The following is a 17,477-nucleotide window of genomic DNA, read 5'->3' as shown; positions in this document are numbered from 1 at the left end:
AGCAAAACGCATGTATTAAGACATGCTTTTTATAAAAATATGGAGATAAAGGAGAGCAGGGCAATGAAATTAAAGAATATTTTGATTGTTGTAAAAGATATTGAAAAATCAAAACGCTTTTATCATGATTTGTTTGGTCTTGATATGGTGCTTGATAATGACGGTAACATGATTCTGACGGAAGGTCTTGTGTTACAGGATGAAAAAATATGGAAAAAATTTCTTGGAAAAGATATTATCCCGAAAAACAATTCTTGTGAGCTATATTTTGAGGAACAAAATATGGAAGCATTTATTGAAAAATTGGAAACATTATATCCTTCGATTCAGTATGTTAATCGCCTCATGGTGCACAGTTGGGGACAGAAAGTAATTCGTTTTTATGATTTGGACGGTAATTTGATTGAGGTGGGAACGCCGATGTTCAAAAGATCCGAGAGGCGATGATGATGAATCAATCCGATGACGAACAGATAGAATTGACGAAACAGGCAATTCTGTTATTGAAAAATCTCCATGTACTAGTGAAGATGCTGGATACAAATCGGCGGATTCTTTGCCCTTACTGAATTGAACTGTTCGATAAAATGGGCATTCCGATTTATGATGAGGAACTTGAAAAGAAATTACAGACCTTACCATATTTTTCAGAAAAAGAGTAAATAAGCAGGCGGTTCGTAAAACGTTCCGTCTATTGTTTTGAATACATACATTTGTTTGGTATGTATTGGCATAAGGAAGGAGAACTATGATGACAGCAAAATACAGCGATACGATGACAATGGCAATGCTCTTCTGTTACGGTGATTGCCGTAAATCGCGATCTTTCCAATAGGATACTTCAACGATTCTGCACACTTCCGATTCAGAAGTCGTCTATTTTATGCGGACGTATCTTAGAACAGGCGATATTTTGTCGCCTGTTTTCGTACAATAAAAACTACGACAATGCAGCACAATAAAATCCTAAAAACAAGAGTTGACACTAAACAATACATGAGATAAAATGAAATAAGAACGTTTGTTCTTAAAGCGACAATAGAAACATCCTAATGCGACAAAATATATGTGTTGTGATTTATATAGGAAAAAGGATATCATAATTACACAAAAAGATTGTGTAATTACCACACAAGTATTCAAGAATCATAGAGGGAGAAGTGTGTATGAGTGAAGAAAAAATTTTTAAATTAGAAGCTCCATATCAGCCAACCGGCGACCAGCCACAAGCCATCGAGCAACTTGTGAAAGGATTTAAAGAAGGCAACCAATGTCAGACATTACTTGGTGCAACCGGTTCGGGAAAGACATTTACGATGGCGAATGTCATTGCACAATTGAATAGACCAACATTGGTAATTGCACATAACAAGACCTTGGCAGCACAGTTATATGGTGAATTTAAGGAATTTTTTCCTGATAATTCTGTGGAACTATTTATGAGTTATTATGACTATTACCAACCGGAAGCGTATGTTCCGTCATCTGACACTTATATTGCGAAAGATTCGTCCATCAATGATGAGATTGATAAGCTGCGCCATTCGGCAACGGCAGCACTGTCTGAACGACGGGATGTGATTATTGTGGCGAGTGTATCCTGCATTTATGGATTAGGTTCGCCGATTGATTATCAGGAGATGGTAATTTCACTGCGCCCTGGCATGATAAAAGATCGGGATGAGGTTGTTGCGAAGTTGATTGAGATACAGTATGATCGAAATGATATGGATTTTAAACGTGGGACATTTCGGGTAAGAGGAGATGTGTTGGAGATCTTTCCGGCAGTTTCAGAAGATTATGCAATTCGCGTAGAATTTTTTGGGGATGAAGTAGAGAGAATAACAGAGATTGATGTTTTGACGGGCGAGATTAAAAATGCGTTGAAGCATGTAGCGATTTTCCCGGCATCCCATTATGTTGTGTCAAAAGAAGCGTTGGATCGAGCAACAAAGGCGATAGAGGAAGAATTGGAGGAAAGAGTCCGATATTTTAAAGGAGAAGACAAGCTTTTGGAAGCACAGCGTATTGCAGAGCGGACAAATTTCGATATTGAGATGATGCGAGAGACGGGATTTTGTTCGGGGATTGAGAATTATTCAAGGCATTTAACGGGACTGGAGCCAGGGCAGCCACCGCACACATTGATTGACTATTTTCCAGATGATTTTTTGATTATGATTGATGAATCGCACAAGACTATTCCTCAGATTGGTGGAATGTACATGGGTGATCAGTCGAGAAAGTCAACTCTTGTAGATTATGGATTCCGTTTGCCGTCAGCAAAGGACAACAGACCGCTTAATTTTGAGGAATTTGAAAGTAAGGTAAATCAGATGTTGTTTGTATCTGCAACGCCGGGAGAATATGAAGAAAAGAATGAACTTTTGCGTGTGGATCAGATTATCCGACCGACAGGTCTTCTTGATCCGGAGGTCGAAGTGCGTCCTGTGGAAGGACAGATCGACGATTTGGTCGGTGAAGTGAACAGGGAAATTTCAAAGAAAAATAAGGTTCTTATTACAACATTGACGAAACGAATGGCGGAAGATTTGACGGATTATATGCGTGAACTTGGTATACGGGTGAAGTATCTTCATTCAGATATTGATACGTTAGAGAGAACAGAGATTATTCGGGATATGCGTTTGGATGTATTTGATGTGCTTGTCGGAATCAATCTGTTGCGTGAGGGGCTTGATATTCCTGAGATTACATTGGTTGCAATTTTAGATGCGGATAAGGAAGGATTCTTGCGCTCAGAGACTTCGCTTATTCAGACGATTGGGCGAGCTGCCCGTAATGCGGATGGTCATGTTATCATGTATGCGGATCATGTGACAGAGTCGATGGAAAAAGCGATTCAAGAGACAGAACGAAGAAGAAAGATACAGATGGCATACAATGAGGAGCATGGAATTACACCTCAGACTGTTAAAAAGTCAGTGCGAGATCTCATTAGTATTTCTAAGAAGGTAGCAGCAGAGGAATTACGTCTTGAAAAAGATCCGGAGTCGATGAGTGAAAAAGAATTGGAAAAACTGATAAAAGATGTTACAAAGCAGATGAAGAAAGCGGCAGCAGAATTGAATTTCGAGGCAGCAGCAGAGCTGCGTGACAAATTAATTGAACTGAAAAAGCAGTTACAGGATATGGAAGGGTGAGCATACGATGGCAAAACAATATATTAAAATACGGGGTGCCAATGAGCACAATTTGAAAAATATAGATTTGGATATTCCAAGAAATGAACTTGTTGTGTTGACGGGACTAAGTGGATCGGGGAAGTCGTCCCTTGCGTTTGACACAATTTATGCAGAAGGACAGAGAAGGTATATGGAATCGCTGTCATCTTATGCGAGACAGTTCCTCGGACAGATGGAAAAACCGAATGTAGAAAGTATTGAGGGACTTTCACCAGCAATTTCTATTGATCAGAAGTCAACGAATCGAAATCCGCGTTCTACAGTTGGAACGGTGACAGAGATTTACGATTATTTTCGTCTGCTCTATGCAAGAATAGGGATTCCACATTGTCCGAAATGTGGGAAGGAGATAAAAAAACAGACGGTGGATCAGATGGTGGACCAGATTATGGGGGTGCCGGAGGGAACGAAGATCCAGCTTCTTGCACCGGTTGTGAGAGGACGAAAAGGCAGACATGAAAAGTTACTAGAAAAGGCAAAGAAAAGCGGTTATGTACGTGTGCGGATTGATGGGAATCTGTATGAATTGTCAGAAGAAATTTCTCTAGACAAAAATATTAAGCATAATATAGAGATTATTGTGGACAGACTTGTCGTGAGAGAAGGTATTCAAAAGAGATTGACAGATTCAATTGAAAGTGTATTGGCATTGGCGGAGGGACTTTTGGTTGTAGATGTGATTGGCGGAGAACCTTTGAACTTTAGTCAGAGTTTTTCGTGTCCGGATTGTGGAATCAGTATCGAAGAGATTGAACCGAGAAGCTTTTCTTTTAATAATCCATTTGGGGCATGTCCAGTTTGCTTTGGATTGGGATACAAGATGGAATTTGATGTAGATTTGATGATTCCGGACCAATCATTAAGTATTGATGAGGGGGCTATCGTAGTGATGGGATGGCAGTCTTGTACAGACAAAGGAAGTTATACGAGAGCAATCTTAGAGGCTCTTTGTAAAGAATATAATTTCTCTTTGAGCACTCCATTCCAAGATTATCCGCAGGAAATCAAGGATATTTTGATTCATGGAACCAATGGACGAGAAGTGAAAGTATATTATAAAGGACAGCGTGGAGAAGGCATTTATGATGTTGCATTCGAAGGAATTATAAAAAATGTAGAGAGAAGATATCGTGAAACAGGCTCAGAGACGATGAAAGCGGAATACGAAAGTTTTATGCGGATTACGCCTTGCCATGAATGCGGCGGACAGAGATTGAAAAAGAGTGCATTGGCGGTTACAGTGGGAGATAAAAATATTGCGGAAGTCACATCGCTTTCGATTGAAAAACTTCAACAGTTTTTGGAAGGATTAGAGCTCACAAAGACGCAGGAGTTAATCGGCGGACAGATTTTAAAAGAAATCAAAGCACGCATTGGATTTTTGATGGATGTAGGATTGGATTATCTGACGCTTGCCAGAGCAACAGGAAGCCTTTCGGGAGGAGAGGCTCAGCGTATCCGTTTGGCAACACAGATTGGTTCAGGTTTGGTTGGAGTGGCTTATATTTTGGATGAGCCGAGTATCGGATTGCACCAGCGAGACAATGACAAACTATTGAAGACATTGAAACATCTACGTGATCTGGGAAACAGTTTGATTGTAGTAGAGCATGATGAAGATACGATGCTGGAGGCGGACTATATTGTGGATATTGGTCCAGGAGCGGGCGAACATGGTGGAGAAGTTGTTGCTGCAGGTACCGCAAAGGAGATTATGTGGAATAAGAATTCTATTACCGGTGCATACCTGAGTGGACGAATGCAGATTCCGGTACCGGAGGTGCGCAAAGAACCGAAAGGATGGCTGAAAGTAATCGGGGCGACAGAAAACAATTTAAAGAACATTGATGTCTCATTTCCAGTTGGTGTAATGACATGTGTGACAGGAGTCTCTGGTTCAGGAAAAAGTTCATTAGTAAATGAAATTCTTTACAAAAGACTTTCTAAGGATCTCAATAGAGCAAGAACAATTCCGGGGGGGCACAAGCGGATGGAAGGAATTGAACAGTTTGACAAAGTGATTGATATTGATCAGTCGCCGATTGGAAGAATGCCAAGATCGAATCCGGCGACCTATACAGGAGTCTTTGATTTGATTCGTGATCTTTTTGCGGCAACTGCGGATGCAAAGGCAAAAGGATATAAAAAAGGGAGATTTAGTTTTAATGTCAAAGGCGGAAGATGTGAGGCTTGTTCAGGAGATGGGATTTTAAAAATTGAGATGCACTTTCTTCCGGATGTATATGTTCCGTGTGAAGTATGTGATGGGAAGCGATATAACAGGGAGACTTTAGAAGTAAAATACAAAGGAAAGAGTATTTATGATGTGCTGAATATGACTGTGGAGGAGGCGCTTCATTTCTTTGAAAATGTGCCGAGTATTCGAAGAAAGATGGAGACACTGTATGATGTTGGACTTTCTTACATTCGATTAGGGCAGCCGTCCACTACACTTTCTGGCGGTGAGGCACAACGAATTAAATTGGCAACTGAATTGAGCAAGAGAAGCACGGGAAGAACGGTGTATATTTTAGATGAACCGACAACGGGACTTCATTTTGCGGACGTGCACAAATTGACAGAAATCCTGCACCGTTTGTCAGCAGATGGAAATACAGTAATTGTGATTGAGCATAATTTAGATGTGATTAAGACGGCGGACTACATTATCGACATAGGTCCAGAGGGTGGAGATAAAGGTGGAACCGTTGTGGCAACGGGAACACCTGAGGAGATTGCCGCCAATCCAGCATCGTATACAGGCAAGTATATAGACATAATCCTTAAAAAAAGTTTAAATTAAAAAAAACTCTTTGCATTTATTGGAATTTTTATTATAATGAATAAAGTATATGTATAATAACGAAAGATGATAGAATAGATAAGTGCAGTGAAAGGAGAAATCAGATGTCAATTGATATCGGAATCGATTTGGGAACAGCTAGTGTTCTAGTGTATGTAAAGGGAAAAGGTGTAGTGTTGAAAGAGCCATCTGTAGTTGCTTTTGACAGAGATACAAATGCAATTAAGGCGATTGGTGAAGAAGCGAGATTGATGCTTGGAAGGACACCTGGAAATATTATAGCTGTAAGACCATTGAGACAGGGGGTCATTTCAGACTATACAGTGACGGAAAAGATGATCAAATACTTCGTGCAGAAGGCGGTGGGAAAGAGAACTTTTAAGAAGCCGCGGATCAGTATTTGTGTGCCGAGTGGTGTTACAGAAGTAGAAAAGAAGGCAGTAGAGGAAGCAACTTTTGCAGCTGGCGCAAGAGAAGTACACTTAATTGAAGAGCCGGTTGCAGCTGCGATTGGAGCAGGAATTGATATAGCAAAACCATGTGGAAATATGATTGTAGATATCGGTGGAGGAACTGCGGATATTGCGGTTATCTCACTTGGAGGAACGGTAGTAAATACATCAATTAAAATTGCCGGTGATGACTTTGATGAAGCGATCGTAAGATTTATGCGTAAAAAACATAATCTGCTAATTGGGGAGCGTACAGCGGAAGATATTAAGATTAAAATTGGGACAACTTATCCGTTGGTGGAAGAAGAGACGATGGAAGTGCGTGGACGCAACCTTGTTACAGGGCTTCCGAAGACTGTGACAGTGACATCTTCTGAGACCGAAGAAGCTTTGAAAGAGACGACAGGGCAGATTGTAGAGGCTGTTATTGCAGTATTGGAGAGAACACCGCCAGAACTATCAGCAGATATTTTGGATAGAGGAATCGTTTTGACAGGAGGAGGAGCACTTCTTCGTGGTTTGGAAGAATTGATAGAAGAAAAGACAGGAATTAATACAATGACAGCGGAAGATCCGATGAAAGTCGTTGCAATTGGAACAGGTCAATTTGTAGAATTTATGAGTGGAAGAAAAGAAGCGTAAGTGTGTAGAGTGAGTGAGGGCTGTCTCTTAAAGAGACGGCTCTTGTCGTCTAATATCAGAAGAGCTTTTCTTATACAAGATGGAGGATGAGGTTTTGGAAGTCATAAAGGGATATGTAGAGCATATCGTATTCCGAAATGAAGAGAATGGCTATACGGTGTTTCATTTGACGAATAGAGATGGAGAACTTACATGTGTCGGGACATTTCCGTATATTAGTGAGGGTGAAATGCTGGAAGTGTCCGGGGAATATGCAAATCACAATGTGTATGGCATGCAACTGCAAGTGATTTCTCACCAAGTGAAAGAGCCAGAGGATTTGGTGTCGATTGAGCGATATTTAGGATCCGGTGCGATTAAAGGGCTTGGTTCTGCACTTGCTGGAAGAATTGTACGCAAGTTTAAAGATGATACATTTCGTATTATTGAAGAAGAACCGGAACGTCTTGCAGAAGTAAAAGGAATTAGTGAGCGGAAAGCGCGTGAGATTTCAGAGCAGGTGGAAGAAAAGAAGGATATGCGAAAAGCGATGATTTACCTTCAAAAATACGGCATTTCACTTACTTTGGCAGCAAAAATCTATGAACATTATGGGCAGAGCGTTTATCGAGTGATGGAGGAGAACCCATATCAGATTGCAGACCATGTGCAGGGAGTTGGCTTCAAGACAGCAGATGAGATTGCGACGAAAGTGGGAATTCACACAGACTCTGATTTTAGGATACGAAGTGGGATTTTTTATGTGCTGTTGCAGAGTGTGACAGACGGACATGTCTATCTTCCGCAGGAAGAACTGCTTAGGAGAACGATGCAGCTTTTGGAAGTCGAGATCTGTGACATACAGAAGTATCTCATGGACTTGGCGATGGAAAAGAAAGTTGTTTTGAAAGAGAAAGAAGATGGAGTCCGGGTGTATCCGGCACATTATTATTACTTAGAATTAAACAGTGCAAAGATGCTGCATGATTTGAATGTTTCTTATGAGATTGCGGAGGATGCGATTGAAAAGAGACTTCAGCAGATTGAGGAAGATGCGGAACTTTCATTGGATGAACTCCAGCGGACGGCAGTGAAAGAAGCCGTGAGAAATGGAGTGCTGGTTCTGACGGGAGGACCTGGAACCGGAAAGACGACAACAATCAATGCGATGATTCACTTTTTTGAGAGTGAAGGCATGGATATTTTTTTGGCGGCACCGACGGGGCGAGCTGCAAAACGTATGACGGAGGCAACTGGCTGTGAGGCTAGGACAATTCACAGGATGCTAGAATTGGCATACGCACCTGGAAATGACGACAATCGCATGGAATTTGCGAGAAATCAGGAGAATCCACTGGAGACAGATGTTATCATTATTGATGAGATGTCTATGGTGGATCTGCCTTTGATGCATGTGTTGTTGAATGCGATTATGGTTGGGACAAGACTGATTCTTGTGGGAGACCAGGATCAACTTCCTTCTGTAGGGGCGGGAAGTGTTTTGAAAGATTTGATTAAATCAGAGTGTTTCCCTGTTATTACATTGACAAAGATTTTTCGACAGGCAGAACAAAGTGACATTGTGGTGAATGCCCATAAGATCAATCGTGGTGAAGAGGTCATTTTAGATAATAAGAGCAGAGACTTTTTCTTTTTAAAAAGACAGGATGCCAACACGATCATTAGTGTTGTGATTGCCTTGATTCAAAAAAAATTACCGAAATATGTGGGGGCAGATCCGTTTGATATACAGGTTTTAACTCCGATGCGGAAAGGTCTTTTGGGTGTGGAGCGGCTGAATACGATTCTGCAGCAGTATCTGAATCCGCCGGATAAAAGTAAAGAAGAAAAACAATATGGGGATAAGCTTTTTCGTGTTGGCGACAAAGTAATGCAGATAAAAAATAATTATCAGCTGGAATGGGAGATTGCGACAAAATACGGTCTCGTTGTGGATAAAGGAATCGGTGTGTTTAATGGCGACATTGGCAGAATTATATCCATTAATTCATACACGGAGACGGTGGAAGTAGAATACGAGGAAAAAAAGAAAGTGAATTATCCGTTTCAGTTATTAGACGAGTTGGAGTTGGCATATGCTATCACCATACATAAATCGCAGGGGAGTGAGTACCCTGCGGTTGTGATTCCGCTTCTGCAGGGACCAAGGCAGCTTTATCACCGGAATTTGATCTATACGGCGGTGACGAGAGCAAAAAAATGTGTGACACTTGTTGGAAGCGATGTGACATTTCAAGAGATGATTCGAAATGCAAATGAGCAGAATCGATATACGAGTCTTGTAGAATGTATACAGGAATTTTAGATGAGATATTTGAAATGTGTCTAGAGTCAGTGAATAACTATGGACATTTGGAGAAAGATTTTGGGGATAATTTACCCAAAAACATGTTGCTTTTGTGGAAAAGTAAGCGAAAAGGAACTGTGTAAGGAGTGTGCAGAAAAAGTAGTTTATATAACGGAACCAAGATGTAAAAAATGTGGGAAGCCGGTTCGTTATGAAGAGCAGGAGTATTGTTACGACTGTCAGAAAAATGTACATACATATGAACAAGGGAGAAGTATCTGGATGCATAAGATGCCCGTCAGTCTGTCGATTTATCAGTTCAAATATAAAAATAGGCGCATTTATGGGGAGTTTTATGCAAAGGAGATGTTTCGTATTTATGGAAGATTGATACGAGAGTGGGGAGTGGAAGTGATTATTCCAATTCCATTGCATCGAAAGAAGAAAAGACTGCGGGGGTATAATCAGGCAGAAATTATCGCAAGAAATCTTGGTGAAATAATGGACATTCCGGTCGATTGTAAATCCGTAATTCGTAATCGATATACAAGACCTCAGAAAGAGCTGAATGATAAAGAACGAAAGAAAAATCTAAAACAGGCATTTTCGATTACAAGCCAATGGGCAAACTATAAGAATGTGTTAGTAATTGATGATATTTATACAACGGGAAGTACGATTGATACAGTGACAAAGGAATTGAAAAGCAGAGGGGCGCGAAAAGTATATTTTTTGACTATAAGTATTGGACAAGGATACTGAATAATGTTATACTGAAACTAATGTCTTAAGGGGAAAACAAGCTTAGAGGTGACGTTTATGTTGAATGAAGAACGAGTAAAACTTATGGTGCAACTTGCTTCCTACGAAGAAAAAAAAGGCAAAGAAGATTTTAAGGTGAGTTCTTACTATAAGAAAGATTATGTGAGCTTTCATAGATTAGCAACTATGATTTGGACTACAATTGGATATGGTATGATCGTTGGATTGCTTGGAGTTATATATATGGATCAGATTTTGGAAGGCTTGACATTGGCGAAGGCGATTATTTTGCTAATAGCAATTTTAGCTGTATATTTGGTTGTGATGATTGTATATTGGCTGGCAAGTGGACGATTTTATCAGAAAAAACACAGTGAAGCGAGGGCGCGTGTGAAAAAATATAGCCATAATCTATTAGTTTTAAATAAACTTTATGAGAAGGAGAATATGTAGATGGATCGTTTGATTGAGGTAAGAGAGACTATACTGAGACTATATGCAAGATATTCTAAAATTATAGATAAAGGAATACAGTTTGTCTTGGCGCTGACAACTCTTATATTCATTAGTAACAATATTGGATTTATGAAGCTTGCAGCCAATCCGATAGTTACACTTGGGCTTTCGGTGATTTGTACATTTTTGCCAGTTGCAGCTACGGTTGTAGCGGCAGTATTGCTTACGATTGTCCAGTTTTATACGCTGTCTATGGGAGTAGCGATTGTGGCAGCGGTTTTGTTTTTGGTGATGTTTATTCTATATTTTCGATTCACACCGGATAAGGCAATTATTCTATTGCTGACACCAATTGCGTTTGCTTTGAAGATACCAATGTTGATTCCGATTGTGTATGGATTAATAGGAAGCCCGTTGTGCGCGGTTCCGATTGCTTTTGGAACGATTGCCTGCTATATGGTCACATATGTCAAAGCATATGAAACGACGATTAAAGGGGCTGGGGATGCGGAGATGCTTGCTCAACTGAGTGCATTTGCCCAGCAGCTGCTAAATAATAAAGATATGTGGATTACAATTATTGCACTTATGATATGCTTGTTTGTAGTATACAGCTTGAGAAAACTATCGATTGACAATGCATGGAAGATTGCGATTGTCTCTGGGGGGCTTATATATGTGATAGTGGTGGTGATCGGCAAGATTGCAATGCATGTAGATGCTCCGTATGTAACCGTAATTATCGGAACGATTGTTTCCGTGTTATTGACGTTGGTGTTAGAGTTTTTTGTTTTTGCGGTTGATTATTCAAGAACAGAGCGGCTTCAGTTTGAAGATGATGAATATGTCTATTATGTAAAGGCAGTTCCTAAGGTAACAGTTGCAGCGCCGGAAAAAACGGTAAAACGAATTAATGAGCGTCAGGAGACATCAAAAATGGATGGATGGCGACAGGAGAAGATACTGAGGAACCAGACTGATGAGATGCTTCTTACAAAAGCATTGCAAGAAGAATTGGAGATTCGAGAACTGTTAGAAGAAGAATTAAGACGTTAGTGAAGTGATAGAAAAGAGATGGAGGTGAGAAAATGGGACAGAAACTACAGAATTTTTTTGAAATATATTTTAAAGAATTGTATTTTCCCAAAATTCAGGTGACGGATGTTATTGAGATTATTATTATTGCATTCCTAGTTTATCAGTTGATAGTGTGGATCAAACATACAAAAGCATGGATGCTGTTGAGAGGGATCATTGTTTTGCTTGTCTTCATTTTACTCGCAGCTATCTTAAAAATGCACACCATATTATGGATTGCGACGAATTCTATCAGTGTTCTGGCGACAGCTGCGGTTGTTGTGTTTCAACCGGAGCTTCGGAGAGCGTTGGAGAGATTGGGACAAAAAGATTTCTGGACTTCGGTTGTTCCATTTGAGCGAAGTAAGGAGTCGGGAAGATTTGATGATAAAACAATTGATGCACTTGTGACAGCATGTTATGAGATGGGAAAGGTGAAGACCGGAGCATTGATTGTAGTAGAGCAGGAAATTATGCTTACAGAGTACCAGAATACGGGGATCGAATTGGATTGTTTAGTGTCCAGTCAGGTGCTGATTAATATCTTTGAGCATAATACACCGCTTCACGATGGAGCTGTTATTGTGAGAGGCAATCGAATTGTCTCGGCTACATGTTATCTGCCGCTGTCTGATAATATGGGACTTAGCAAAGAACTTGGAACGAGACATAGAGCAGCTGTGGGGATGAGCGAAGTAAGTGATGCGCTTGTAATTGCAGTCTCAGAAGAGACAGGATATGTATCGATAGCGATGGGAGGACATCTTACAAGGAATGTGAAGGAGGAGTTTTTAAGGGAGAAACTTGTCCAGGTACAGAATAAATCTCTGGAAGAAAGACGGTTTATGATATGGAAAGGAAGGCGAAAGAATGAAAAACAGACTGACAAATAATTTTGGCCTAAAGTTCATAGCACTTCTTTTTTCAGCACTTTTGTGGCTTGTTGTGATAAATATTTCAAGACCGATTGTCACAAAGACATTTTATCCAGAGATTACGGTGGCAAATCCAGAGGTGGTAACTGGTCATGGGCAGACATTTAAAATTGCAGATGATGTAAAACAGGTTGCGGTTACGGTAAAAGCTGAACGTTCTATTATGGAAAAAATTAAGACAGAGGACATCAAGGCTGTAGCTGATTTGAAAGAGGAACAATCTGGTTCTGTTCCAGTGAGAATCACGATAGAGGGGTTTGAAGGCGATTATAAAGAAGCATTACCCAACCCTAGAAATATTCAGATTGTAAAAGAAAATATTGAGAATAAAACATTTCCGGTTACTGCAATTGCAACAGGAGATTTGCAGAGTGGTTATGTGATTGGAGAACTAGAAGCGGAACCTAAGTCTATTGATATCAGTGGACCTAAGTCTTCGCTTGGAAGAATTAGTAAGGTGGTTGCAAGAGTTGACGTTTCTGGATTGTCGGAAGATGCGACTTTAAAAGCAGATGAATTGATTTATTACGATTCTGCAGATAATGTGATTGATAAAAATTTACTATCCAGCGATGTGGACAGTAGCGGAGTGAACATCAAAGTGCACTTGTTGGAGACGAGGGAAGTGGAATTGAAATTTGATCAATCTGAGATTGGAACTGAGAATGGATATGCTGTATCGGGATTGGAGATTGAACCACAATATATTACAATTATGGGAAGTCGTGAAGATGTAGAACAGATAGAGTATATAGAAGTTGGAAGCAGTGCGCTCAGGCAGGAAAATCTTACGGAGACAACAAGAGTTGTGGTAAATATTACCGATTATCTTCCGGAAGGAATTAGTCTGACAGAAGGTGCTTCCGGAAGTGTTGTAGTAAATATTTTGATTGAAAAAGAGGGAATAAAAAATATTGCTATTCCAGTGCGTTCGGTGGCAGTCAATAATTTACCGGAGGGAATGGAAATCTCATATGGTCCGGATCAGAATGTGGAGTTACAATTCGAAGGTCTTGATGAGGCATTGGAAAATATGTCTTCTGAGAAGATTGCAGCATCTATAGATTTAAAGAGTTATAGTGAACCAGGAATATATGATGTTCCGATTACAATAGCAAGCCTTCCGGAAGGATGTAGCTTTGTCGGTGGTGCAACGATACAGGTTATTTTGACGAAAAAATAAAACGAGGGGGACAGAACAATGGTACGAAAAAAACTGACAATTAATAACCCGACAGGTCTTCATTTAAGACCTGCGGGTCTGTTTTGCAAGACTGCAATGCAGTTTCAGAGTAAAATTACCTTTCTTTCGAAAAATACAAGTGCCAATGCCAAAAGCGTATTGAGTGTTTTGGGAGCTTGTATAAAAAAAGGTGATGTGATTGAAGTGATTTGCGAAGGTGAGGATGAAGAAAAAGCTTTGGAAGAAATGATAAGAATCGTGGAAGAAGGGCTTGGCGAATAGGAGGAAGAAGATGGCAAAAGCAACGTTGATAATTATGGCAGCAGGTATTGGAAGTCGTTTTGGCGGAGGAATTAAACAGTTGGAACCAGTAGGACCGAATGGTGAGATCATTATGGATTATTCTATTTATGATGCCATGGAAGCTGGGTTTGATAAGGTTGTATTTGTTATCCGCAAGGATTTAGAAAAAGATTTTAAAGAAGTGATTGGAAACAGGATTGAAAAAGTTGTAGAGGTCGCTTATGCATATCAAGAGATTTTGGATATTCCGGAAGAATTTAAAGGAAAATATGCTGACAGAGCAAAACCTTGGGGAACCGGTCAGGCGATTCTTTGTTGTAAAGATGTTGTGAGTGAACCGTTTTTAGTAATTAATGCAGATGATTATTATGGAAAGGAAGCTTATGTAGAGGCTTATAATCATCTGATTCAGGAATCGGAAAAGAATGATAAGCTTCAGGTGAGCATGGTTGGATTTGTTTTAGGAAACACTTTGAGCGAAAATGGTGGAGTGACAAGAGGAATCTGTAAAGTAGATGAAAATCATATGCTGACAGATATTGTTGAGACTTCAAATATTGAAAAGACAGAACATGGTGCCGCTGTTCGAACAGAAGAGGGAATGGTAGAAGTAGACGTGCATTCTCCGGTTTCTATGAACATGTGGGGATTGCATCCGGAATTTTTTGAAGCGCTTGAGAAGGGATTTCGAGAATTTTTATCAAGTATTGAAGAAAATAGCCTAAAAGCGGAATATCTTTTGCCTACGATTGTTGGAGATTTATTGGCGGATGGAAGCGCAGATGTAAAAGTACTGCGATCACATGATAAATGGTTTGGAGTGACTTATAAAGAGGATAAAGCAGCAGTAGTTGCTTCTGTGCGTGCACTTGTAGATGGCGGTGTGTATCCGGAAAAGTTGTTTTAGAAAGTTCATTTTAGGGGAGACCCCTGAGTCTGGGTGTTGGTAGGCTTAGCAGTTCTGGCTGAGCTTGCCGATGAGTGAAAACAAGTCGATGCTGTTTCGGGCAAAAAATCAAAAAAGAAGCAGAGGAGTTCTATAAAGAAAGAAGAAACATGGTATTATTACTCTTTTAGTGTTGAAAAATGTAAAAAGATATAGTACATTGAAATTGTATATAATTAATTTAGGGAGGTGAAAAGATGAAACGAAAGATAGTATCGTTGCTATTCGTTGTGATGCTAGCGCTTAGTGGTTGTGGAAAGGGAGACACGACTCAACCGCAAGAGAATCCACTAGAAGACGAAGATATAAAGGAGCCTGTGGAAGATGATGCAGAGCAGGAGGATCTCAATGATGATGCTGATGAATTGCAGAAAGATATAGAAGTCTATTATATAGACGAGACGACTGGAGAAATTACTAAAAAGGAAGTACCTGTGACAGGAGAATTATCAGAGACAATTGTTGAACAATTGAAAGAGACAAAAGTTCTATCAGCAGAATGTGAAGTAGAAAGCGTGTCTGTAAACAATACAGAAGAGACAATTGATTTGGCGGTAAACACAGGATTCGGTGATTACATCAGAGGGATGGGAACTACTGGTTCTGAGCAGGTGTTGGAGTGTTTCGTTAGGACATATTCAGAGGCCTATGACTGTGATGGTGTGAAAATTACCGAAAATGGGAATCCATTTGATACAGGACATGCAGTCTTGGATGGATATATTCGTTACGAATAGACTTAGGCGAAGGGGAAACAGAGGAAAAACGAATGAAAAATATAAAGAAAAGGATTTTAGCAATAGTGTTACTTGCGGTGATGATATTTTCTAATTTGCCGACAAGTACCGCATTGGCAATGGAAGATAGCACTACGCAAAAAACAGAGTCAGAGCATCTAGAATCAGATGCTGTACTTGAAGCGGGGAACAGGTTAAATTACATTTTGGTGGATAGTCCGTATTTAGAGGCTCCAAATATGCAGAATATTGTTGTGTCCTGGGGGGATGGAACAGAACAAATCAGCAATATGCGCATTACTGTACAAAAAGAAGATGGAACAACAGAAGAATGGATATGCAGTAATCAGTCAAGCTATCTGTATGTGTTTTCTAAAGAGTATACAGATAAAAATGAGCAGAGTACATACAAAGTAACTGATATCCGATTTGTAGAAAACGAAAAAGAACAGAGATTTTTACTGAGTGAATTAGGAGTTGAAGCAGAATTTGGTGTCAACAAAGCGTATGATGGAATCGAGGAGTTACAGCCGTTAAATCCAGAAGATGCACAAGCTATAGATACCTCTGTCGTAACGATTGATGAAAATGGAGAGACAAAGGCACAGGAAGATATTGAATCAGCCTTAAATGCAGTTACGAAAGAGATGGGAATGGCTGCGGGGGCAAGAACTGCTGAGAAAGCAGGAGAAATTGTAGTGGCACTAGACCCGGGACACGATAACAAGCATGGTGGGACGAGTGGTTCGGGATTGACAGAACAGGGACTTACTTTAAAAATAGCGAATTATGCAAAGGCAGAGTTAGAGACATATAATGGTGTGAAAGTTTACATGACAAGAACATCTGCCTCGTGTCCTTATCCGGAAACAGGAAGTTCGGGAGCGTGTATTGAGAAAAGAGTGCAGGCAGCAGCTGGAGCTGGAGCAAAAATATATGTGAGTCTTCATTTGAATTCAGGATCGGCAAGTGCAAACGGAGCAGAAGTTATTATTCCGAATACTAGTTGGAAACCAGAGTTATCAACGCAGGGAAAAGAACTGGCGCAGAAGATTTTGGATGAGCTGGCTGCGGTAGGATTGAATAAGCGTCCGACTCCGATTTATAGTAAAGATACTACGGTTGGAGAGAAATATCCAGACGGATCCATTTCGGATTATTTTGCTGTTCAAATTTATGCAAAAGAAAAAGGAATACCAGGCATTATTGTGGAACATGCTTTTTTGAGTAATGCTAATGATGTGAATAACTTTCTGAAAACAGAAGAAGGATTGAAAAAGCTTGGAGTTGCAGATGCAACCGGAATTGCGAAATATTTGGGATTGAGCAAAGATAAAGATGGATGGGTTACTATCGATGGAGAAGTCTACTATTATGAAAATAACCAGAAGGTATATGGCGAAAAGTGGATTGGCGGGGAAAGATATTATTTTGCATTGTCTACAGGAGCTATGCACCGCGGATGGAGAGTGGATGGGAATAAAATCTATTACTATGGCTCAGATGGAAAGATGGTAAAAGGACATCAAAAGATAGAAGGATCTAATTACTATTTTGATCTGTCAAGCGGAACGGTCTGGAAAGGCTGGGTGACTGAAGGGAACAAGATTTACTACTTTGGTTCAGATGGAAAGATGGTAAAAGGACATCAAAAGATAGAGGGATCTAATTACTATTTTGATCTGTCA

The 17,477-nt window shown here is 40.1% G+C and carries 14 protein-coding genes; all 14 read left to right on the top strand.

The window, feature by feature from the left end; all coding sequences use genetic code 11:
- The first annotated feature begins 63 nt into the window (after positions 1–63).
- Entirely contained in the window at positions 64–447 is a 384-nt protein-coding gene (locus ACTQXY_RS11960) for a VOC family protein (RefSeq protein ID WP_441659645.1), read from the top strand.
- A 719-nt stretch (positions 448–1,166) separates the two neighbouring features.
- On the top strand, positions 1,167–3,164 hold the full coding sequence (gene uvrB / locus ACTQXY_RS11955) for an excinuclease ABC subunit UvrB (protein WP_441659644.1): 1,998 nt from the start codon (positions 1,167–1,169) through the stop codon (positions 3,162–3,164).
- Positions 3,165–3,171: 7 nt separating this feature from the next.
- A complete protein-coding gene (gene uvrA / locus ACTQXY_RS11950) occupies positions 3,172–6,009 on the top strand; it encodes an excinuclease ABC subunit UvrA (protein WP_441659643.1) in 2,838 nt (945 codons plus the stop codon).
- Positions 6,010–6,113: 104 nt separating this feature from the next.
- Positions 6,114–7,103, top strand: a complete 990-nt coding sequence (locus ACTQXY_RS11945) for a rod shape-determining protein (RefSeq protein ID WP_441659642.1) — start codon at positions 6,114–6,116, stop codon at positions 7,101–7,103.
- Between the two features lie 94 nt (positions 7,104–7,197).
- Entirely contained in the window at positions 7,198–9,408 is a 2,211-nt protein-coding gene (gene recD2, locus ACTQXY_RS11940; RefSeq protein ID WP_441659641.1) for an SF1B family DNA helicase RecD2, read from the top strand.
- A gap of 60 nt (positions 9,409–9,468) precedes the next feature.
- Positions 9,469–10,152 (top strand): ComF family protein, encoded by a 684-nt coding sequence (locus ACTQXY_RS11935; RefSeq protein ID WP_441659640.1) that lies wholly within the window; start codon positions 9,469–9,471, stop codon positions 10,150–10,152.
- Between the two features lie 57 nt (positions 10,153–10,209).
- On the top strand, positions 10,210–10,605 hold the full coding sequence (locus ACTQXY_RS11930; protein ID WP_441659639.1) for a hypothetical protein: 396 nt from the start codon (positions 10,210–10,212) through the stop codon (positions 10,603–10,605).
- Positions 10,606–11,664, top strand: a complete 1,059-nt coding sequence (locus tag ACTQXY_RS11925) for a hypothetical protein (RefSeq protein WP_441659638.1) — start codon at positions 10,606–10,608, stop codon at positions 11,662–11,664. It abuts the gene before it with no gap.
- A 32-nt stretch (positions 11,665–11,696) separates the two neighbouring features.
- Positions 11,697–12,578, top strand: coding sequence for a diadenylate cyclase CdaA (gene cdaA, locus ACTQXY_RS11920; protein ID WP_441659637.1), 882 nt, complete (start codon positions 11,697–11,699; stop codon positions 12,576–12,578).
- Positions 12,556–13,803, top strand: coding sequence for a CdaR family protein (locus ACTQXY_RS11915; RefSeq protein WP_441659636.1), 1,248 nt, complete (start codon positions 12,556–12,558; stop codon positions 13,801–13,803). The genes cdaA and ACTQXY_RS11915 overlap by 23 nt, the downstream gene beginning before the upstream one ends.
- 18 nt (positions 13,804–13,821) lie before the next feature.
- The gene (locus tag ACTQXY_RS11910) at positions 13,822–14,085 is read left to right on the top strand and encodes an HPr family phosphocarrier protein (protein ID WP_441659635.1); all 264 of its coding nucleotides are present in this window, start codon (positions 13,822–13,824) and stop codon (positions 14,083–14,085) included.
- A gap of 10 nt (positions 14,086–14,095) precedes the next feature.
- Complete coding sequence (locus tag ACTQXY_RS11905) at positions 14,096–15,013, top strand: sugar phosphate nucleotidyltransferase (protein ID WP_441659634.1); 918 nt, start codon at positions 14,096–14,098, stop codon at positions 15,011–15,013.
- Between the two features lie 236 nt (positions 15,014–15,249).
- Entirely contained in the window at positions 15,250–15,789 is a 540-nt protein-coding gene (locus ACTQXY_RS11900) for a GerMN domain-containing protein (RefSeq protein WP_441659633.1), read from the top strand.
- Positions 15,790–15,821: 32 nt separating this feature from the next.
- On the top strand, positions 15,822–17,477 hold a 1,656-nt coding region (locus tag ACTQXY_RS11895; RefSeq protein WP_441659632.1), incomplete at its 3' end, for an N-acetylmuramoyl-L-alanine amidase.

It is taken from the genome of Faecalimonas sp. LCP19S3_D12 (genome assembly GCF_052121495.1).
Classification (GTDB): domain Bacteria; phylum Bacillota; class Clostridia; order Lachnospirales; family Lachnospiraceae; genus Faecalimonas.
This window is presented reverse-complemented; position numbering and strand designations above follow the sequence as displayed.

Bases quoted from the DNA above. Each gene is read 5' to 3' on its own strand.
- ACTQXY_RS11930 (WP_441659639.1), top strand. From the start codon at position 10,210: ATGTTGAATGAAGAACGAGTAAAACTTATGGTGCAACTTGCTTCCTAC.
- ACTQXY_RS11910 (WP_441659635.1), top strand. From the start codon at position 13,822: ATGGTACGAAAAAAACTGACAATTAATAACCCGACAGGTCTTCATTTA.
- ACTQXY_RS11900 (WP_441659633.1), top strand. From the start codon at position 15,250: ATGAAACGAAAGATAGTATCGTTGCTATTCGTTGTGATGCTAGCGCTT.
- ACTQXY_RS11915 (WP_441659636.1), top strand. From the start codon at position 12,556: ATGAAAAACAGACTGACAAATAATTTTGGCCTAAAGTTCATAGCACTT.
- ACTQXY_RS11925 (WP_441659638.1), top strand. From the start codon at position 10,606: ATGGATCGTTTGATTGAGGTAAGAGAGACTATACTGAGACTATATGCA.
- uvrB (WP_441659644.1), top strand. From the start codon at position 1,167: ATGAGTGAAGAAAAAATTTTTAAATTAGAAGCTCCATATCAGCCAACC.
- ACTQXY_RS11905 (WP_441659634.1), top strand. From the start codon at position 14,096: ATGGCAAAAGCAACGTTGATAATTATGGCAGCAGGTATTGGAAGTCGT.
- ACTQXY_RS11960 (WP_441659645.1), top strand. From the start codon at position 64: ATGAAATTAAAGAATATTTTGATTGTTGTAAAAGATATTGAAAAATCA.
- uvrA (WP_441659643.1), top strand. From the start codon at position 3,172: ATGGCAAAACAATATATTAAAATACGGGGTGCCAATGAGCACAATTTG.
- ACTQXY_RS11945 (WP_441659642.1), top strand. From the start codon at position 6,114: ATGTCAATTGATATCGGAATCGATTTGGGAACAGCTAGTGTTCTAGTG.
- cdaA (WP_441659637.1), top strand. From the start codon at position 11,697: ATGGGACAGAAACTACAGAATTTTTTTGAAATATATTTTAAAGAATTG.